The 19355-nt window shown below is 45.3% G+C and carries 18 protein-coding genes; 2 read left to right on the plus strand and 16 right to left on the minus strand.

Going from position 1 to position 19355, the window contains the following annotated elements:
- Positions 1–21: 21 nt before the first annotated feature.
- The 9 genes from ilvA to pta all read right to left on the minus strand — a co-directional run bounded on the left by ilvA (position 22) and on the right by pta (position 10600).
- Positions 22–1239, minus strand: coding sequence for a threonine ammonia-lyase (gene ilvA / locus JMF81_RS09795; protein ID WP_201311274.1), 1218 nt, complete (start codon positions 1237–1239; stop codon positions 22–24).
- Complete coding sequence (gene ftsY / locus JMF81_RS09800; RefSeq protein ID WP_201311275.1) at positions 1240–2172, minus strand: signal recognition particle-docking protein FtsY; 933 nt, start codon at positions 2170–2172, stop codon at positions 1240–1242.
- 30 nt (positions 2173–2202) lie between these two features.
- Complete coding sequence (gene smc, locus JMF81_RS09805) at positions 2203–5760, minus strand: chromosome segregation protein SMC (RefSeq protein WP_201311276.1); 3558 nt, start codon at positions 5758–5760, stop codon at positions 2203–2205.
- A gap of 10 nt (positions 5761–5770) precedes the next feature.
- Entirely contained in the window at positions 5771–6457 is a 687-nt protein-coding gene (gene rnc, locus JMF81_RS09810; RefSeq protein ID WP_201311277.1) for a ribonuclease III, read from the minus strand.
- Entirely contained in the window at positions 6438–7475 is a 1038-nt protein-coding gene (gene plsX, locus JMF81_RS09815; protein WP_201311278.1) for a phosphate acyltransferase PlsX, read from the minus strand. Before plsX ends, rnc begins: the two co-directional genes overlap by 20 nt.
- Positions 7476–7582: 107 nt before the next feature.
- A complete protein-coding gene (gene rpmF, locus JMF81_RS09820; RefSeq protein ID WP_201311279.1) occupies positions 7583–7768 on the minus strand; it encodes a 50S ribosomal protein L32 in 186 nt (61 codons plus the stop codon).
- 4 nt (positions 7769–7772) lie between these two features.
- Positions 7773–8288: a YceD family protein gene (locus JMF81_RS09825; RefSeq protein WP_201311280.1), complete on the minus strand. Its 516-nt coding sequence runs from the start codon at positions 8286–8288 to the stop codon at positions 7773–7775.
- An 86-nt stretch (positions 8289–8374) separates the two neighbouring features.
- Positions 8375–9565: an acetate/propionate family kinase gene (locus tag JMF81_RS09830; protein ID WP_201311281.1), complete on the minus strand. Its 1191-nt coding sequence runs from the start codon at positions 9563–9565 to the stop codon at positions 8375–8377.
- 24 nt (positions 9566–9589) lie between these two features.
- Positions 9590–10600 (minus strand): phosphate acetyltransferase, encoded by a 1011-nt coding sequence (gene pta / locus JMF81_RS09835; RefSeq protein ID WP_201311282.1) that lies wholly within the window; start codon positions 10598–10600, stop codon positions 9590–9592.
- Between the two features lie 283 nt (positions 10601–10883).
- Between pta and JMF81_RS09840 the strand changes: the two genes are divergently transcribed.
- A complete protein-coding gene (locus tag JMF81_RS09840) occupies positions 10884–12104 on the plus strand; it encodes a tRNA(Met) cytidine acetate ligase (protein ID WP_201311283.1) in 1221 nt (406 codons plus the stop codon).
- A 51-nt stretch (positions 12105–12155) separates the two neighbouring features.
- Positions 12156–13061 (plus strand): sporulation protein, encoded by a 906-nt coding sequence (locus JMF81_RS09845; RefSeq protein WP_201311284.1) that lies wholly within the window; start codon positions 12156–12158, stop codon positions 13059–13061.
- Here the strand turns inward: JMF81_RS09845 and JMF81_RS09850 are convergent.
- The 7 genes from JMF81_RS09850 to JMF81_RS09880 all read right to left on the minus strand — a co-directional run bounded on the left by JMF81_RS09850 (position 13047) and on the right by JMF81_RS09880 (position 19339).
- Positions 13047–13649: a hypothetical protein gene (locus JMF81_RS09850; RefSeq protein WP_201311285.1), complete on the minus strand. Its 603-nt coding sequence runs from the start codon at positions 13647–13649 to the stop codon at positions 13047–13049. The two genes, JMF81_RS09845 and JMF81_RS09850, sit on opposite strands and share 15 nt — an antisense overlap.
- A gap of 1 nt (position 13650) precedes the next feature.
- Positions 13651–14139 carry a pantetheine-phosphate adenylyltransferase gene (gene coaD, locus JMF81_RS09855; RefSeq protein WP_201311286.1) on the minus strand — a complete coding sequence of 163 codons (489 nt, stop codon included), beginning with the start codon at positions 14137–14139 and terminating at the stop codon, positions 13651–13653.
- 12 nt (positions 14140–14151) lie between these two features.
- Positions 14152–14706 carry a 16S rRNA (guanine(966)-N(2))-methyltransferase RsmD gene (gene rsmD, locus JMF81_RS09860; RefSeq protein WP_201311287.1) on the minus strand — a complete coding sequence of 185 codons (555 nt, stop codon included), beginning with the start codon at positions 14704–14706 and terminating at the stop codon, positions 14152–14154.
- Between the two features lie 183 nt (positions 14707–14889).
- The gene (locus JMF81_RS09865; RefSeq protein WP_008391621.1) at positions 14890–15111 is read right to left on the minus strand and encodes an alpha/beta-type small acid-soluble spore protein; all 222 of its coding nucleotides are present in this window, start codon (positions 15109–15111) and stop codon (positions 14890–14892) included.
- A 122-nt stretch (positions 15112–15233) separates the two neighbouring features.
- Entirely contained in the window at positions 15234–15509 is a 276-nt protein-coding gene (locus JMF81_RS09870) for an acylphosphatase (protein ID WP_201311288.1), read from the minus strand.
- Between the two features lie 12 nt (positions 15510–15521).
- Entirely contained in the window at positions 15522–17549 is a 2028-nt protein-coding gene (recG, locus tag JMF81_RS09875) for an ATP-dependent DNA helicase RecG (RefSeq protein WP_201311289.1), read from the minus strand.
- A gap of 134 nt (positions 17550–17683) precedes the next feature.
- Positions 17684–19339: a DAK2 domain-containing protein gene (locus JMF81_RS09880; RefSeq protein WP_243282602.1), complete on the minus strand. Its 1656-nt coding sequence runs from the start codon at positions 19337–19339 to the stop codon at positions 17684–17686.
- Positions 19340–19355: the final 16 nt, after the last annotated feature.

Genomic DNA, 19355 nt, shown 5'->3' on the forward strand with positions numbered 1-19355 from the left:
TTTTATACGAAACAAACTTGTTTAAAAAACACTTTTGGAATCTCTGAGTTCTGGAGCATATCCGGCATTTTCCAGTGCTTTGATAATTTTTTCTTTGTGTTCCGTACCAAACGCTTCCATCGTAATTGTAAGTTCTACCGCGCTGTTTCGGTTTATGCTGACAAACTGATTATGCTCCAGTTTTATGATATTTCCCTGGGCCTGTGCAATCACCTGAGAAACTTTTGTCAGTTCTCCCGGCTTATCCGGCAGAAAAACAGACAGAGTAAAAATACGGTCTCTCATGATCAGTCCATGCTGTACCAGGGAGGCAATCGTGATCACATCCATATTTCCCCCGCTGATGATGGAAACTACTTTTTTGTTTTTTGTATTTAAGTGTTTCAGAGCCGCAATCGTAAGCAGTCCTGAATTTTCTGCCAGCATTTTATGATTCTCCAGCAGATCAAGAAAACATGGAATCAGTTCTTCATCTTCTACCGTAATGATCCTGTCCACATTTTCCTGAATATAAGGGAAGATCAGTTTTCCAGGCGTCTGAACCGCAGTGCCGTCTGCGATCGTGCTTACATGGCCGCAGGACACTACTTTTCCGGCTTTCAGAGAAGCTTTCATACATGCTGCGCCTGCAGGTTCTACTCCTACAACTTTGATCTTTGGATTTAAAAGTTTTGCAAGAGTGGACACTCCTGTGGCAAGCCCTCCTCCTCCAATCGGAACCAGGACATAATCTACTGTCGGCAGTTCCTTAAAAATATCCATCATGATCGTACCCTGACCGGTTGCCACCGTCGGATCATCAAAAGGATGCACAAATGTATATCCTTTTTCCGCCGCCAGTGCAAGAGCATGCTCACAGGCTTCATCATAAACATCTCCGTAAAGGATTACTTCCGCTCCCAGATCTTTGGTTCGGTTTACCTTCAAAAGAGGGGTTGTCGTCGGCATTACGATAACCGCTTTTACCCCCTGGCGCGCTGCAGCCAGCGCCACTCCCTGGGCGTGATTTCCGGCAGAGGCCGTGATCAGTCCCTTTTTCTTTTCTTCTTCTGTCAGCGTGCTGATTTTGTAATAGGCGCCCCGGATCTTATAAGCTCCTGTCAGCTGCATGTTCTCTGGTTTTAAATATATCTGGTTTCCCGTCTGATCAGAAAAATAATCACTCTTGATCAGTTTTGTCGGCAGTACGATTTCCTGTACTTTTTCATATGCGTTTTCAAAATCTCTTAATGTCAGCATCTATTCATCTCCTCTTTCAAACAGTGCGTTTACAAACATATCGGAATCAAATTCCTGAAGATCATCAATCTGTTCTCCGATTCCGATATATTTCACCGGAATTCCAAGTTCTGACTGAATCGCAATGGCAATTCCTCCTTTGGCAGTTCCGTCCAGTTTCGTCAGAATGATTCCGGAAATATCTGTAGCTTCCTTAAACTGCTTTGCCTGCGCCAGGGCATTCTGTCCTGTCGTTCCATCCAGAACGATCAGGGTTTCCAAATACGCTTCGCTGTACTCTTTCTGAATGATACGGTTGATCTTGCTCAGCTCATTCATCAGATTTTTTTTGTTATGAAGCCTTCCCGCCGTATCACAGAGAAGAATATCCACATCCCTCGCTTTGGCTGCGGCTACCGCGTCATAAACAACCGCGGCTGGATCTGCCCCCTCTGACTGGCTGATAATGTCAACTCCGGCCCGGTTGGCCCATTCTTTCAGCTGTTCAATGGCGCCGGCCCGGAACGTATCGGCAGCGGCCAGAAGGACCTTCTTTCCCTGTCCTTTTAAAATCGCTGCCAGCTTTCCTACGGATGTCGTTTTTCCAACGCCGTTGACTCCGATTACAAGAACGACACTCTTTCTGTTCTGATATTCATAAGCATCGGAATCCAGCCTCATCTGTTCTTTGATGGAATCAATCAAAAGCTGACGGCAGGCTTCCGGGTCTTTTATTTTTTCTTCTTTTACTTTCTTTTTCAGATTTTCAATGATATTCATGGTCGTATCAATTCCCATATCACTCATGATCAGAATCTCTTCCAGCTCTTCATAAAAATCATCATCCAGTCCGGAGAATCCGCTGAAAATTGAATCAAATCCTGCAGCTATACTGTCCCTTGTCTTAGACAGTCCCCGGGCAAGTTTTCCAAAAAAACCTCTTTTTTCGCTCATATATTCCTCCTATTGCTTTTAAACATTCATCTATTCATCCAGATCATTTTCGATCAGATTGACTGATACCTGTGTTGAAACTCCTTTTTCCTGCATGGTAATTCCATACAGAACATCCGCAGCCATCATTGTTCCTCTTCTGTGGGTAATTACAATAAACTGCGTTTCTCTTGACAGCTTATGAAGATACTGGGCAAAGCGCTTCACATTCGAATCGTCCAGAGCCGCTTCAATCTCATCCAGCAGGCAGAACGGAGACGGCTTCAGATTCTGGATCGCAAACAAAAGGGCAATTGCCGTAAGCGCTTTTTCTCCTCCTGAAAGCTGCATCATATTCTGCAGTTTTTTCCCAGGCGGCTGCGCAGTGATCCGGATGCCGGATTCCAGAATATCCTCATCCGTTAATTCCAGTTTTGCAGTTCCTCCGCCAAACAATTCAACAAACACCCTCTGGAACATTCTCTGAATATCTTTAAACTTTTCATCAAACTGTTTTCTCATGGATTCTTCCAGTTCTTTCATCAGTCCGTTCAGATGTTTTTCCGCTTTCACCACATCTTCTTTCTGTGCCAGCAGAAACTCGTACCGCTCAGCTACTTCTTTATATTCTTCCACTGCATTGACATTCACCGGTCCCAGCGCCCGGATCTCACCTTTTACCGCCACAATGTCCTCTTTGATCCTGGAAAGACTTTCTTTTGGTTCTTCCGTCATAGTTTCCTTCAGCTGATGATAGGTGACTTCATAGGTATCCCACATATAGTCCAGCAGTTCCTTCTGTTTTTCCTTTTGCTTTTCTCTGGCGCTTGTCAGACGATAGCGCTCCTTGTCCATAGCGCCGGCTCGTTCTACCAGCTCTTCCCGTTCCCTGAGAATATCACGATAGGATTCTGATTTTAACTTCTCCTGTTCTTTTTGACGGATCAGTGTTTCTTCTTTTTTCCGGATTTCCCGGATTTCTTCTGCGATTTCATTTTTCAGATGTTCTATTTTTTTCCAGAAATCCCCCGCAGTTTCTTTTACACTTTGAAACTCTTTTTGATTCTTTTCCTGATCTGCCTCCAGTTTTTCAAGCTCGAACCCTACCCTGTCATAATTGCTCTGGGCAAACTCCATCTGCTGTTTTAGCTGATTGGTCTTCAGGTGCATTTCCCCAATGGATCTGGCCTGGTTTTCTGCCGTCTCTTTTGTCTCTTCCAGCTTTCTGCTGATCTTCCGGATATTTTCTTCATCTTCCTGACTGGAAATCTCAAGATCTGACTTCTGAGTCAGCAGATCGCTGGCATCATCTTTGGCCATATTTTTCTCATGTCTCAGTGTTTCAATCTGCTCCGTGAGATTTTGTTTCTGCTTCTCATAATCCTGTTTTTTCGCCGCGGCAGCAGACAACGAAATTTCTCCGGCATGCTGCTCCATGGAAATTTCCTGGATCTTTTGCTGTATCTTGGCGCATTCTTTTCGGATACTGTCAATTTCAGAATCATATCCTTCTTTTGCATCTTCTGCCTTCTTCAGTTCCGCTGCAAGCCGGTTCAGCCTGTTCTCCAGTTCCTTTACTTCTCTGTTTCTCCCAAGAAGATTTCCTTTATTTTTGAAGGCGCCTCCTGACATGGATCCGCCCCGGTTCAGAGAATCCCCTTCCATTGTTACGATCCTCAGAGAATGATGATATTTATTGGCAATGGCAATCCCGGCATCCATCGTTTCGACTACAAGAACCTGTCCGAGAAGCGATGCAAACAGATCGCGGTAACGCTCATCGTAAGAAGCCAGCTGACTGGCAATCCCCACAACCCCTTTTTCCTTCAGGGCTTCCGGCCGCGAAAAGCTTCTCCCTTTCACCGCATTCAGCGGAAGGAAAGTAACCCTTCCAAACCTGTTCCTCCTCAGGAATCCGATCAGGTCTTTAGCCGTCTGCTGGGTATCTGTCACAATATTCTGTATGCTGCCCCCAAGAGCAGTTTCAATCGCCGCCTCATATTTCTGCTCTACTTTAATAATATCAGAAACGACGCCGATAATGCCTGGAATCCGGCTTTTCTGCTCCATGATTTTCTTGATCCCGAAACCATATCCATCATAGCGTTCTGCCATATTTCTCAAAGTCTCGTAATTGGACTGAGCCCGATGATATTTTTCTTTTTGCACTGAGATGGCATGAACTGCATCTTCTCTTCTGTTTTCTGCCTGCGCCTGGATTTCCTTTTGCTTTTTCAGCTGTTTTTCCAGTTCTATTTTCTGTTCTGAAAATTTCTTAATTTCGTCCTGGATTTTGATTCTCTCTGCTTCATTCTGCCCGGCTTCTTTCTCCAGCTGTTTTTTCTGTTCTTCCAGACTCTGGATCCGGACCTGAAGCTGCTCTTCCACCGTCTGAAACCGTTCCAGTTTTCCTGCCATTTCCATCTGCCGGTCACTGAAACTCTGCATCCGCTGCTCCAGCGCAGCAAGTTCTTCTGACAGATCCTGCATTTCTTTCTGATAAAATGCCAGTTTGCTTTCCTTTTCTATCCGTTCCGCCTGCGCTTCTTCAAAACGTCTGCGGATTTCAGCGGTTTCTTCCTGAAGCTGATTCAGTTCCCGGCGTTTTTCATCAATTTCACCGGTCAGCCGCTCCTGATTGGACCGGAAATGATCTTCCCTGATCTTCTCCGTATGAATCTGCTCCTCCAGGACTTTAATCTCTCCCTCCCTGCGCTGTTTCTGAACTTTTTCATCAGAAATTTCTTCTGTCAGACGGGAAATTTCATCCTTCAGCTGATTCAGTTCTGCATCTTCCTGTTCGTAACGCTTTTTTGCTTTTTCAATTCTTTCGTTAGCATCTTTTAAGTCATTTTCTGCAATCTCAATTTTAGTTTCCAGAGACTTTAATTCGTCTGACAGCCTTCTATTTTCCATCAGGAATAAAAGACTGTCTTTCTCTTTCAGTTTATCCCTGAGAAGCAGGTATTTTCTCGCCTTTTCAGACTGCTTTTCCAGCGGTCCGATCTGTCGTTCCAGTTCGGATAAAATGTCATTTACGCGAATTAAATTTTCCCTCTCAGCTTCCAGGGATTTCTGAGTTTCTATTTTATTTTTCTTGTATTTTACAATTCCGGCAGCTTCATCGAACAATTCTCTTCGTTCTTCCGGTTTTCCACTTAAAATCTGATCGATCTGCCCCTGTCCTATAATAGAATATCCTTCTTTTCCCACACCGGTATCAAAAAATAATTCTACGATATCTTTTCGTCTGCAGGGACTTCCATTCATGAGATATTCACTTTCACCGGAACGATAAACTCTTCTTGCCACTGTTACTTCTTCAAAAGGAATCGGAAGACTGCCATCTCCATTATCCATTGTGATCGCCACATATGCCGATCCCATAGGCTTTCGAAGTTCCGTCCCTGAAAAGATCACATCTTCCATTTTGGAACCACGCAGCTGTTTTGCACTTTGTTCCCCCAGGACCCACCGGACCGCATCGGCGACATTACTCTTCCCACTTCCGTTAGGCCCTACAATTCCAGTAATTCCGTGTTCAAACTTAAAAACCATCTTGTGGGCAAATGATTTAAAGCCATTGACTTCAATACTTTTTAAGTACATTGTCCACCCTCTACTTTTTATATTGTTTCAGCGCTTCATACGCCGCATGCTGCTGGGCTGACTTTTTGCTTCTTCCAGTTCCTCTTCCAATCACCTTATCACCCAGTCTGGCCTCCACCGTAAATTCTTTCTGGTGATCCGGGCCTTCTTCTTTTACAAGAACATAAGACAGCGGTTCTCCCCCTTCTCCCTGGATGATTTCCTGAAGATAAGTCTTAGCGTCAAAAAACAGCACCTTGTTCTCCACATCTTTCAGAAGATGGACTTCTATAAACTGTCTGGCGGCTTCCAGACCCTGGTCAAGATATATAGCGCCAATCACTGCTTCAAATGCATCTGAAAGGATCGAATCCCGCTCTCTTCCTCCAGTCATATCTTCTCCTTTGCTCAAAAGAAGATAGCTTCCAAGTGATATATCCCTGGCGCACATGGCGAGGGTCGGTTCACACACAAGGCTTGCCCTCAGTTTTGTCAACTTTCCTTCCGGCTCTTTTTCATATGTCTGATAAAGATAAGTGCTGGTTACCAGTTCAAGCACCGCATCGCCCAGAAACTCCAGACGTTCGTTATTTCTTTCCTTCGCCATTTTTCTCTCATTGGCGTAAGAACTGTGAATCAGCGCATGGCTGAGCAGATCGGGATTTTTAAAAGAAATCCCGATTTCTTCCTGAAATTTATCAATCTTTTTTCTTCTCATTCTGCCGCTCTTTTCCTTTTAAAATTTCTTCTTTTATCTTTTCATTGATCTGCTGTTCTGTAAATGTGACACACTGAATGACTGCGTTTTTCATCTCTTTTGACGTGGCAGATCCATGTACTTTCACAACCAGACCATTTAAGCCCAGAAGAGGGGCTCCTCCGTATTCAGACGCATCAAATCGTTTTAGTGTTTTCTTAAGGGCAGGGAGAGCCAGAGCCCCTCCAATCTTGCTTCTGAGCGTGCTCATGATTCCGCTTTTGATTTCCTTTACCAGAACTTTGGATAATCCTTCTGATAATTTCAGAATTACGTTTCCAACAAAAGCATCGCACAGCACTACATCAGCGCCTCCATCCGGGATTTCCCTCGCTTCAATACTTCCCGTATAATTCAGCCCTTCGCACTCTTTCAGCAGAGGCGCTGTTTCTTTGATCAGCTGATTTCCTTTCGCTTCTTCCAGTCCTACATTAACCAGCGCAACCCTTGGAGATGAAATTCCTACTACATGCTCCATATATATGGAACCCATCTGCGCAAACTGAAGAAGCTGTTCCGGTCTTGCATCCATATTGGCGCCTGCATCAATCAGAAGCATCACTCCCTTTGTGGTCGGCATAATTGCTCCTAAAGGCGCTCTCTTGATTCCTCTGATCCGCCCGACGACAAACTGTCCGCCTACAAGGATCGCTCCGGAACTTCCTGCAGAAACAAATGCATCTGCGGTCTTGTCCTTCACCATCTTCATTGCAACCACCATGGAAGAATCTTTCTTCTTACGAATCGCTTCTACCGGTGATTCGTCACAAGAAATCTCTTCTTCTGCATTTATCACTTCAATCTGCTGCTCATTGAACTGATATTTTTTGAGTTCTTCGTGAACTTTTTCCGCTTTTCCGACAAGAAATACTTTAATATCTTTTCTTTCATTAACTGCGTCTACAGCTCCTTTTACGATTTCTCCCGGAGCATTGTCCCCGCCCATTGCATCCAGAGCAACTTTTATCATTTTTCCCATAAAAAACTCCTTTCCAATAAGTTAAAAGCGCCACACGCCTAAACCTTTTGTAAAAGTCTAAACGCATGACGCCTGTCATTCATCAGGTGCGCCCTGACGTACCCGTTCTATTCAGCGTGTGCTGAAACAATTTCTTTTTTATTGTAAGATCCACAGGATTTACATACTCTGTGAGGCATCATAAGAGCACCACATTTGCTGCATTTTACAAGCGTTGGAGCTGTCATCTTCCAGTTAGCTCTACGTCTGTTTCTTCTTCCTTTGGATGATTTATTCTTTGGACAAATTGACATCGGTTTACACCTCCTTAAAATTCTTAAAAATATCCTGAATTGCTGCCATACGCGGGTCTGCCACCGTACGATCGCAGCCACACTCTTTTTCATTCAGATTCGTCCCGCACACCGGACAAAGTCCTTTGCAGTCCTCTCTGCACAGCACTCTGGAAGGCAGCTGCGGAACAATTTCATCGAAGACCAGCATGTCCAGATCCAGTTCTTTCTCCTCTATACAGGCTGCCAGATCATCTTCTTTGGACGGATGGAGAAAATCACTCTCTCCTTCGTACTTCAGAATAATCTCGTAAGGCACTTCATCAAGACACCTGCTGCACGGGATTCCAAGAACCACTTTCGTCTCAAATCTGACAGATACGGATTCTCTCCCCTCATTTTTCAGTATCACAGGAAACGAATGTTTCTCAAGAACAGGATAGGCCGCACCTTTCAGGCGGATCTTCTCCATGTCAATATGACACTCCACTGTTTCCGTATAATTCTTTACTGAAATTGCTTTTGATAACTGAACCTTCATACTATCTCCTAAAAATCATACTATACTATTATACGAATGCCCTTATTGTTTGTCAAGAAATTTTTCTTGACTTTTCTTTTTGCTCTTTATTTCACCAATGCCACTGTATCTCTTGCGATCATCAGCTCTTCATTGGTTGGGATGCAGAGAAGGGTCACTTTGGAATCATCAGATGAAATAACCGCTTCTTCTCCATGGACATTGTTCTTTTCCGGATCGATCTTCGCTCCAAGATATCCCAGATAACTGCAGATCTGCGCTCTTGTGGCATCATCATTTTCTCCAACTCCTGCGGTAAACGCGATCGCGTCCACTCCATTCATCGCTGCGGCATATGCTCCGATATATTTTACAACGCGGTAAACAAACGCATCCAGCGCTGCTCCGGCAGCCTTGTTTCCTTCAGCTTTAGCTGCTTTGATATCTCTGAAATCAGAAGATACGCCGGATAATCCATAAACACCGGATTCTTTATTCAGAATATTTACAACTTCTGAAGCTGTCTTATTCTCTTTGTTTGCAATAAACTCAATGATCGCAGGATCCAGGTCTCCGGATCTTGTTCCCATGATCAGCCCCTCAAGCGGTGTAAGACCCATGGAAGTATCGACAGATTTTCCTCCCTGCACCGCAGTTACACTTGCACCATTTCCCAGATGGCAGACAATAATCTTCAGATCTTCTATCTCTTTTCCTAACATCTTTGCAGCTTCTGTGGAAACAAATTGATGAGAAGTTCCATGGAATCCATAACGGCGGATTCCGTCTTCGTCATAATATTTTCTAGGAATTCCATATAAATATGCTTTTTCCGGCATTGTCTGATGAAATGCCGTATCAAAAACAGCAACCATTGGAAGATTCGGCATCAATTCCTGACATGCACGTACTCCGATCAGTCCTGCCGGGTTATGAAGCGGAGCAAACACACTGCACTCTTCTACCTCTTTTATCACTTCATCCGTAATGATGCATGATTTCGTAAATTTCTCTCCGCCGTGCACAATACGATGTCCTACCGCGCCGATCTCATCCAGACTTTCCAGCACTCCGTTTTCTTTGTCTGTCAGCTGCTCAAGCACAATGCCGATCGCCGTCTTATGATCCGGCATTGCCGGCTCAGACTTGATCTTATCTTTTCCTGCCGGCTGATGAGTCAAAGCTCCGTCAATTCCAATTCTTTCACATAATCCTTTTGCCAATACTTCTTCTGTTTCAGAATCGATCAGCTGATATTTTAATGATGAGCTTCCACAATTGATAACCAAAACTTTCATGAAATTTATTCTCCTTAATCCTTTTTATTTTTCTGCTTCTAACGCTGCTGCCTGTACACATGTGATCGCTACCGCTCCGACAATATCAGAAGCGACACATCCTCTGGATAAGTCGTTGACCGGCTTTGCGATTCCCTGTGTGATCGGTCCGTAAGCCTGAGCTCCGCCCAGTCTCTGTACCAGTTTGTAACCGATATTTCCGGCATCCAGATCCGGGAATACAAGCACATTCGCATGTCCTGCCACCTGGCTTTCTCTCGGCGCTTTGGCTGCGGCTACTTCCGGCACGATCGCAGCATCCAGCTGAAGTTCTCCACAGATCAGATACTGAGGATATTTTTCTTTTGCAATGGCTGTGGCTTCTACAACTTTTGTTACATCGTCATGTTTTGCGCTTCCGCATGTAGAATGAGACAGCATTGCCACTTTTGGAGTTTCTCCGATCAGCTGCTCAAATGTTTTTGCGGAACTTGCGGCGATAGCTGCCAGCTGTTCCGGATTTGGATTCTGGTTTAATCCGCAGTCAGCAAACACAAAACATCCGTTGGCTCCCATATCCCGAACCGGTGTATCCATCAGCATAAACGCTGAGACAATCTCTGTATTCGGCGCTGTTTTTACAACCTGAAGAGCCGCTCTTAAAACATTGGCAGATGAATTGATCGCTCCTGCAACCATTCCGTCAGCATCTCCCACGCGCACCATCGTTGCTCCGAAGAACAATGGGTTGGACAGCAGGATCTCTTTTGCGTCTTCCGGAAGAAGTCCTTTGCTCTTTCTTGCCTCGCACAGAGACTCGATATATGTATTCAGTCTCTCACAATGATCCGGATCCACAAAAGAAGCGGCGGAAATATCCAGATCTCCGGCACGCTCTTTGATCTCCTCTTCTTTTCCGACCAGGATCACATCTGCGATTCCGTCCGCAAGCACTTCTGCCGCTGCTGTCAATGTTCTCATGTCCGTTGTCTCAGGCAGTACGACTGTTTTTTTGTTCGCTTTTGCCTTGTTCTTAATCTCATCAATAACACTCATTTGCGTTGCTCCTTTCAACTTTCTGCAAAGATGAATTTAATCCATTTAAATTATACAACATCATTTGTTTGTATACAACCGAGGTATTTGTATTTTTCACCGTACACAAACCAGAACCAGGACGAAAATTCTGGTTCTATCATGCCGTAAAACTATATTTATTCTACATTCTTTTGTATCTCCTGACAAGATGCTTGCCATTTATTTTTCATTTTTTGTGCAGTTTTACTTTTTCCCCCATCTCGTTTATAATGATTTTAACAAAAAACAGAAAGGAATTTATATGAAAACAGCTGCTATCATCTGCGAATACAATCCATTTCATAACGGACACGCATACCATATCCGCGAAACAAAAGAAAAGACGGGAGCCGACTATGTCATCGCTCTGATGAGCGGAAATTATGTGCAGAGAGGGACTCCTGCCATCATGGAAAAACAGCTGCGCACAAAAATGGCGCTTCTAAACGGAGCCGATCTGGTCATAGAACTTCCTCTGTGGTCCGCCTGCAGTTCCGCTCCGCATTTTGCCGCAGGAAGCGTTGCTCTTTTAAATCAGCTGGGCATTGTTGATTTTCTTTCATTCGGAAGTGAATGCGGCAGCATCCGTCTTCTGGAAGAGATTTCTGATTTTCTTACCCGGAGACACCAGGATCTGGAAGATCTTGCTTCTGATTACGTAAAACTTGGTCACTCCTACCCGAAAGCAAGAGCTCTTGCTCTTCACCGCCTTGCCCCCAATCCTGACTGGATCGCTGTGGCAGAAGAACCCAACAATCTTCTGGGTCTGGAGTATCTGCGTGCTCTTCGGGAAAGCGGCAGCTCGATCCAGCCTTTCTGCGTCACACGTCAGGAAAGCCGGCATCACGAATCTGCGCTTCCTGCCAAAGGCTCCATTGCCTCCGCAAGCGCTGTCCGGGCTTCCATCGAAACACACGGAACGCTTTCAGATATTGCGTCTGCCGTCCCCCGCACAGTCTTTCCGCTGATGCAGGAACATTTTCAAAAAGATTTTCCAGTCTGCAGCGATGATTTTTCGCTTCTCCTGAAGTACAGGATTCTGTCACAGCCGGAACTCACAGACTATTGGGATGTTTCTTCCGATCTTCAGGCTTCCATCCGAAAAGCAGCCGGGTTTTCCTGCAGCTTTACCGACATTGTTTCCCGCTGCAAAGGGAAAAACATTACCTGGAGCCGGATCAGCCGCAGCCTGATGCACATTCTCCTTGGAATGACCAAAGAACATGCTGATTATCTGTCCCGGCATAATTACCGGCTTTATTATCAGATCCTGGGATTTAAAAAAAGCGCCTCCTGCGTCATTGCCGCCATGCAGGAACACGCTTCCATCCCCATGATCCGGCACTGCCGTCCATTAAAAGACACTATGCCTCCCGATCTTCTCCCGCTTCTTTCAGTCGAACGAAGGGCAAATCTTATTTATCATACGATTCTCGGAGAAAAATTTCATCAAAACTGGAAAGATCGGCAAATTATCGTCTAGTTTTCCCTCCCGGCACATAAACTAATACAAAAATCTGCCGGGAGGTCTTTTATGAAAAAAATACAATTTCAGCTGATTCTTCTTTTTTTTGCCTGCCTGCTGTTCTTTTTCCCCGGAACCTGCATGGAAGGAGCAAAAGAAGGCCTGCTGCTCTGGTCCGGAACTATCGTTCCTGCGCTCCTGCCTTTTCTTGTGCTCACCGGTCTGATGAATAAATACCAGACTCTCCATCTCCTGTCATGGCTTTTTTATCCGATTTACCGGAAATTCCCGGCGCTGAACCGGGATCTTGCCTATACTATGATCCTGGGGCTTTTCTGCGGATATCCCCTTGGAGCTAAGATCATCAATGATCTTATTCTTTCCGGTTCCTGTACAAAAAAAGAAGGCCAGTGCCTTCTTGCTGTATGCAATCAGGTAAGTCCCATGTTCACCATAGGATATACCCTGCATCTGATTCTGAACGACAAAGTCCCTGCTCCGTTGTTCTTTCTTTGTCTGTACGCACCGGGCGCCGTTTATTTCCTCTATCACGCCATCTGCCTGCACCGGGAAGGATTCTTCTGTGAACATCCCGGCCAGCCGGCCCGTTTCCCGCAAAAATCTCTGGATGAAATCCTGTTTGACAGTCTCCGTTCCATCTTTACGATCGGAATCTATATCATGATTTTTTCCATCGGCGCAAACCTGCTGCTGTCGCTTCCTTCTTTCCCGCCGGTTGATCTGCTGATCGGATGCCTGGAAATTACCACAGGAATTACTCATTTCGGGTCTCTGCCGCTGACACTGTCCCAAAAAGCTGCCGCTTTATGTGCTGTCAGCTCCTTTGGAGGGCTCTGCAGCGCCGCACAGACAGCTGCCGTCTCCAGAGAAAGCCGGATGTCCATATCCCGGTACCTATGTACAAAAGCCGTCTTTTCCTGCCTGAGCGGATTCCTGGCATTACTCCTCTTTTGATATGAAATCTTCCACGGTCCGTGCTTTTGGCTGAGAAGCTCCGGTAAGCTGTTCCTCAATCTCTCTGGCATTTGCGGATATAGAATCCAGATCAGAATTCAATGTGTCCATCAGCTGTCCAAAAACACTCTGCTGCGCCTCGATCACACTTGTAACATATCCCTGGACATCTTCCATGATTTCTTTTGTATACTGAAGAGCGCCAATCCGTATCTGATCCGCCTCTTCATTGGCGCTGCGGATTACTTCCTGTGCATGGCTGCTGGCATTTCCTTCAATCTCATCTGCTCTCATCTTAGCCATTTCCACAATCTCGTTCTCATCGATCAGGGTTCCCGCTTCCTCTGCCGCCTGATTGATCATTTCCTGAGCCTGTCTTCTCGCTTCTTCCAGAATCGTTTCTTTGTTCCTCATGATCTTATGGCTCCGCTCAATTTCTCCGGGGATCTGCTTGCGCAGTTCTTCGATCACTGTTACAAGGACATCTTTATCAATCACGATCTTCCCGGGATTGAATCTCGCCGGTTTCGCCTCATCAATCAAAACCTCTATATCATCGATCATTTCATGCAAATACTTTTCACTCATCTTATGCCTCCTGTCGTGCAAATTTATCTCTCAGACACTTCTCTACAAAAGGAGTCACCATCGTCGATACATCTCCCCCATAGGACGCGATTTCTTTTACGATCGTAGAACTTACATAAGAATATTCCATGCTGGTCGTAAAAAACATCGTATCCAGATTTTTATTCAGCTGACGATTTGTCTGGGCAATCTGAATTTCATATTCAAAATCTGTAACTGCCCGCAGTCCCCTGACAGAAACATTCGCATTCCTCTGCCTTGCAAAATCCACCAGCAGCCCGGAAAAAGAAGCGACCTCTACATTGTCCAGATGTTTTATCCCTTCCTGTATCATCTTTATCTTTTCTTCCGTCGTAAACAGCGGCTTCTTCTCGCTGTTCACCAAAACCGCGACAATCAGCTTGTCAAACACTTTCGCTGATCTCTCAATAATGTCTAAATGCCCATAAGTCACCGGATCAAAACTCCCCGGATATACGGCAATGCTCATTGTTTTATCCTCCTAAGATTTTTTCAAAAATGTATGCTTATTGGTCTTATATTCCTTCACCCGAATAACATGAAGGTTCTGGAACCATGAATCAGAAATCTCCGTATCCAGTGAAGACTCCACAATCACCATCGTATCCTCCCCGCATACAGACAGCTGATCCAGCTGTCTCAATACCGCCTCTTCAAATCCCTTCTTATACGGCGGATCCATAAATATGTAATCAAATTCTTTTCCCTGCTGTTCCAGACGGCGAAGCGCTTCTGAAACTTCCATCTCCATAACCTGCGCCCGTTCTGTCAGATGCGTATGCGCAAGATTCTCCCGGATACAGCGTACAGCCCGCCTGGATTTTTCAACAAAACATGCTTCCCCCGCTCCGCGGCTTAAAGCTTCAATGCCAATCCCTCCACTTCCTCCAAAGAGATCCAGAAAAGAACATCCTGCTACATCATACTGAATCATATTAAACAGGGTTTCTTTGATCCGGTCCTGGGTAGGTCTGGTATCATTCCCCTCGATCGTCTTTAATTTTAAGCTCTTGGCGCTTCCTGCTATCACTCTCATTACATAAAACATCCTTATCTTTTACTTCTCTTTATTTTATTATATATTAAAAATTTGTCAACCAGATAGAGAAGAAGCAGCGAAACTTTCTTTTCGCTGCTTCTCCTCATGCCGGCAGATTTTCAAAATCCGCCTTTTTGCTTTTTCAGGCACCAATTCTGTGCTTTGATTATCTTTTGTTTTCTATCGGGACATTTCCTCTTCCTGTCTGCGGATCATTTTACGAACCATTTCGCCTCCGACAGAACCAGCCTGAGCTGTTGTCAGATGTCCGTTGTATCCTTCTTTTAAGTCTACCCCGATTTCATTTGCAACTTCAAACTTAAATCTGTCTAAAGCGCCTCTTGCCTCCGGCACCTCGACTCTGTTTGTTCCTTTGCTTCTTGCTGAAGTTCGTTCTTCCATGTTGAATGTCCTCCATTTCTTTTGTGGTTTGTTGTTACGATGATAGTATGCTCCAACCATCAAAAGATACACTAGGAGTTTTTACATCGGCTGACATTTTTTTCAAATCAGCCGTTTTTCATTTAATACGCTACCCTGAACTTCTTTTCTCCTTCTTTCAGAGGCCGTTCGCTGCGTTCAATATGATCGATCCGGATAAAATGGTATGCGTCATTCTGAGTCATGTCTAAAAACTTTTCAACCGCAGACGCAGTCCCCTGAACTTCCGCCTCCACAGAGCCGTCCGGCAGATTTCTGACATATCCTGTCAGCCTGCATTTTTCTGCATTCATGCTGACAAAAAACCGAAAACCAACGCCCTGTACTCTTCCGGTAAACCTAAAATAATAACGAACCATACTCATTCCTCCTTACAAATTGTGTGCCAGGCTGATCTGTTTTTCCAATCTGCTGTTTTTAATTGCTGAAAAATCAAACCCTTCTTCTTCCAGTTCCTTCACAGCATCCGCTGCCTGTTTCATAATATCCGCATCATTATAAACATCCGCCAGAATAAAATCCATCATTCCACTCTGGCGCACGCCAAAGAAATCTCCCGGTCCTCTCAGTTTCAGATCTTCATTGGCAATATAAAATCCATCGTTGGACCGATTCAGGACTTCCAGACGTTTCATCGTCTCCTTTTTCTTTGATCCTGTCATGAAAATACAGTAAGACTGATGCTCTCCTCTGCCGACCCGGCCTCTCAGCTGATGCAGCTGTGCAAGTCCGAACCTTTCTGCGTTTTCCACCATCATCACCGTTGCATTTGGAACATTGACTCCTACTTCCACTACCGTTGTAGACACCAGAACCTGAATCTTCCCATCAGCAAAATCATCCATGATCTGCTGTTTTTCTTTCGCTTTCATCCGTCCGTGAAGACACTCCACCCGGATGGATGGCGGCAGATGATTTCGCAGCATAGCCGCATACTGAATGACATTTTCTCCTTCCATGGCCTCACTTTCTTCCACCATCGGGCATATTACATACGCCTGACGGCCCTCTCTTACCTGCTTCTCAATAAAACGATACGCCGTTGGCCGGTAACTGGTATTAACGACACAGTTTTTTATCGGGAGCCGGTTTGCCGGCACTTCATCAATCAAAGATACATCCAGATCTCCATACAGGATAATCGCAAGCGTTCTCGGAATCGGTGTCGCACTCATTACCAGCACATGAGGCTTGTCCCCTTTCAATGACAGACTCTCTCTCTGACGTACTCCGAAACGATGCTGTTCATCTGTGATCACCAGAGCCAGCTGGTCATATTCTGCTTTTTCCTGGATCAGGGCATGGGTTCCTATGATGATATCTGCCTGATGACTTTTCATTTTCTCATAAATTTCCCGCTTTTCCCTGGCTTTTGTCGATCCTGTCAGCAGGACAATCCGTACGCCGTAAGGTGACAGCAGTTCCTGAAATGTCTCATAATGCTGATTGGCCAGCACTTCCGTCGGCGCCATTAAAACGCCCTGATAGCCTGCCTCTGCACACATCAAAAGCAGGATCACCGCCAGGATCGTCTTGCCGGATCCTACATCTCCCTGTACCAGACGATTCATAATCTTTCCGGAAGACAGATCATGTTTCATCTCTGCCAGCGCCCGCTTCTGTGCCCCGGTCAGTTCATATGGAAGCGACCGGATCAGTTTCTCTGCCTGCGGGCAGTCTGAAATCGGATAACTGCTTTTTTCTTCCCTGTCATCTGACAGCATATGCATAGCCGAAATAAAAACAAAAAATTCATCAAAAATCAGTCTTTTTTTCGCCTGGATCAGAGTGTTTTTCGACTCTGGAAAATGAATGTTCCAGAGAGCCTGCCCGTAATCCATAGGACGATATTTTTCCATGATCTGTTCCGGAAGATATTCCGGGATTTTCAGAATATAATCTTTGGCCTGTGCCACTGCCTTAGAGACCTGTTTGTTGGTCAGTCCCGTCGTCAGAGGATATACCGGCTGCAGCGTTTCCTGTTTCTCTTTGTAATCCTCCGGCTCTGAAATCTCCGGATGTTCCATGCAGAGCCGTCCATTTTTAAAAACCGGCGTTCCGGTAAAAACATAGTCCCGCCCCCGGTGCAGCTGTTTTTTCAAATATGGCATATTAAACCATGTAAGACTCACGATGCCTGTTCCATCTTTTCCAAGACAGGTTACGATTTTCATCCTTTTGGCATATCTGATATGGACCTCAGAATCAATCCTCAGCAAAACAGAAGCCCTCTGTCCGATTTCCAGATCACCGACGGAAACCGGATCATCATATGTCAGATAATATCTTGGATACATACTGATCAGGCTGTCTACATTCCGTACCCCCATTCTGGCAAATGCCGCCGCAGTTTTCTCCCCAATTCCTTTTAGCTCGATTAAATTCGTCATTCCATCCATTTTACTCTGCTCCCATCTGTCACAGGCAGACTCTTTTTGCGTATCAGAAGTTCTCCCTGTCTGTTAAAAAGAGGAAGCGGCAAAACGGATCTGCCAAAATCCGCCTTTCCCTTCCTCATAAATGCCGGCTGTTTTTACTCTACGGACATCAGGAAATAGTAGACCGGCTGTCCTCCATATTCCAGCTGTACATCACAGTCCGGATACTTCTCTTCTATCTTCTCTGCCATCTGCTCTGCGTCTTCTTTCGTTACATCTTGTCCATAATAAACACTGATCAGTTCACTGTCTTCATCTGTCATATCATTCAGAAGATCCAGCGCGACTTTTTTAATATCCTGACCAACTTCTTTGATTCCATCATCATCAATCCCCATAATATCATTGACTTTGATCTCTTTTCCTCCGACCGATGTATTTCTTACCGCATAAGTCACCTCACCGGTTCTGACATTCTCCATCATCTCCGTCATGTTTTCCACATTTGTCTCCACATCCTGCTCCGGTTCAAACCCAATAAACGCAGAAATTCCCTGTGGAACTGTCTTCGTAGGAATAATGATAATTTGCTTATCTTCCACAAGAGACTTTGCCTGATTTGCAGCCAGAATAATATTCTTATTGTTCGGAAGAATGAAAATCGTATCCGCGCTGACCTGATCCACTGCCTCCAGCAGATCTTCCGTACTCGGATTCATCGTCTGTCCGCCTTCGATCAGGCAATCGACTCCCAGATCCCTGAAAATCTGATTCAGTCCGTCACCAATGGAAACCGCAATAAATCCATAAGGCTTTCTTGATTCCTTCTTCTTCCCGGCCATTTCTTTTGTCCCGGATGTTTCCCGGGTCAGATGCAGCCGTTCCTGATGTTCTTCCCTCATGTTATCAATCTTCATGCTGGTCAGCTCTCCATAAGTCAGACCTTTCTCAATCGCTTTTCCCGGATGATTGGTATGAACATGAACCTTTACAATATCTTCATCCCCTACGACAACAACGCAGTCACCGATTCCTGAAAGATAAGATTTAAAATCCTGCTCCTTTTCATCACTCCAGGTTTCTTCAAGCATCACGATAAATTCGGTACAATAGCCAAATCGAATCTCTTCTTCACGGCCGTCTTTTCTCTGAGCAGAAGCTGCTTTCTGAGGCGCTTTTTTCATTCCGTCCATCTGTATGTTTTTCCCAGACATCACTTCCACTGCACCCCGAAGAAACTCAACCAGCCCCTGACCTCCGGAATCTACAACTCCGGCTTCTTTTAAGACCGGCAGCATCTCCGGCGTCCGTTCAAGCACCTTTTCCGCTTCTTCTAAAACGATCTTCGCAAATTCCTGGAAATCTTCTTCCTGACGGGCCGCATTTACCGCTGCGTCTGCCGCCGCCCTGGCTACTGTAAGGATTGTCCCTTCTTTCGGCTTCATCACAGCCCTGTATGCCGTATCCGCAGCATATTTAAATCCCGCTGCCACAGCCTTTGTGCTCAGCGTTTCTTCCTCTTTGACTCCTTTATAAAATCCCCGGAACAGCTGTGATAAAATAACTCCCGAATTCCCCCTGGCTCCGCGAAGAGAACCGCTGGACAGTCCTCTGGTAATTTCTTTGATGGAAAGTTCCGCACTGGCGACTTCTTTGGCCGCCGCCATGGCCGTCATCGTCATATTCGTCCCCGTGTCTCCATCCGGAACCGGGAAAACATTCAGCTCATTAATATATTCTTTCTGCGCTTCAAGGCGCTCGGCGCCGCCGATCAACATCTTCTGCAGCAAAGACGCATCTACCTGTTTCATGTTTTCTGCCTCCATC

The organism is Anaerostipes butyraticus, assembly GCF_016586355.1.
GTDB lineage: Bacteria > Bacillota > Clostridia > Lachnospirales > Lachnospiraceae > Anaerostipes > Anaerostipes butyraticus.

Coding starts and splice junctions, on each gene's coding strand:
- ilvA (WP_201311274.1), bottom strand. CDS start 1,239: ATGCTGACATTAAGAGATTTTGAAAACGCATATGAAAAAGTACAGGAA.
- ftsY (WP_201311275.1), bottom strand. CDS start 2,172: ATGAGCGAAAAAAGAGGTTTTTTTGGAAAACTTGCCCGGGGACTGTCT.
- smc (WP_201311276.1), bottom strand. CDS start 5,760: ATGTACTTAAAAAGTATTGAAGTCAATGGCTTTAAATCATTTGCCCAC.
- rnc (WP_201311277.1), bottom strand. CDS start 6,457: ATGAGAAGAAAAAAGATTGATAAATTTCAGGAAGAAATCGGGATTTCT.
- plsX (WP_201311278.1), bottom strand. CDS start 7,475: ATGGGAAAAATGATAAAAGTTGCTCTGGATGCAATGGGCGGGGACAAT.
- rpmF (WP_201311279.1), bottom strand. CDS start 7,768: ATGTCAATTTGTCCAAAGAATAAATCATCCAAAGGAAGAAGAAACAGA.
- JMF81_RS09825 (WP_201311280.1), bottom strand. CDS start 8,288: ATGAAGGTTCAGTTATCAAAAGCAATTTCAGTAAAGAATTATACGGAA.
- JMF81_RS09830 (WP_201311281.1), bottom strand. CDS start 9,565: ATGAAAGTTTTGGTTATCAATTGTGGAAGCTCATCATTAAAATATCAG.
- pta (WP_201311282.1), bottom strand. CDS start 10,600: ATGAGTGTTATTGATGAGATTAAGAACAAGGCAAAAGCGAACAAAAAA.
- JMF81_RS09840 (WP_201311283.1), top strand. CDS start 10,884: ATGAAAACAGCTGCTATCATCTGCGAATACAATCCATTTCATAACGGA.
- JMF81_RS09845 (WP_201311284.1), top strand. CDS start 12,156: ATGAAAAAAATACAATTTCAGCTGATTCTTCTTTTTTTTGCCTGCCTG.
- JMF81_RS09850 (WP_201311285.1), bottom strand. CDS start 13,649: ATGAGTGAAAAGTATTTGCATGAAATGATCGATGATATAGAGGTTTTG.
- coaD (WP_201311286.1), bottom strand. CDS start 14,139: ATGAGCATTGCCGTATATCCGGGGAGTTTTGATCCGGTGACTTATGGG.
- rsmD (WP_201311287.1), bottom strand. CDS start 14,706: ATGAGAGTGATAGCAGGAAGCGCCAAGAGCTTAAAATTAAAGACGATC.
- JMF81_RS09865 (WP_008391621.1), bottom strand. CDS start 15,111: ATGGAAGAACGAACTTCAGCAAGAAGCAAAGGAACAAACAGAGTCGAG.
- JMF81_RS09870 (WP_201311288.1), bottom strand. CDS start 15,509: ATGGTTCGTTATTATTTTAGGTTTACCGGAAGAGTACAGGGCGTTGGT.
- recG (WP_201311289.1), bottom strand. CDS start 17,549: ATGGATGGAATGACGAATTTAATCGAGCTAAAAGGAATTGGGGAGAAA.
- JMF81_RS09880 (WP_243282602.1), bottom strand. CDS start 19,339: ATGAAACAGGTAGATGCGTCTTTGCTGCAGAAGATGTTGATCGGCGGC.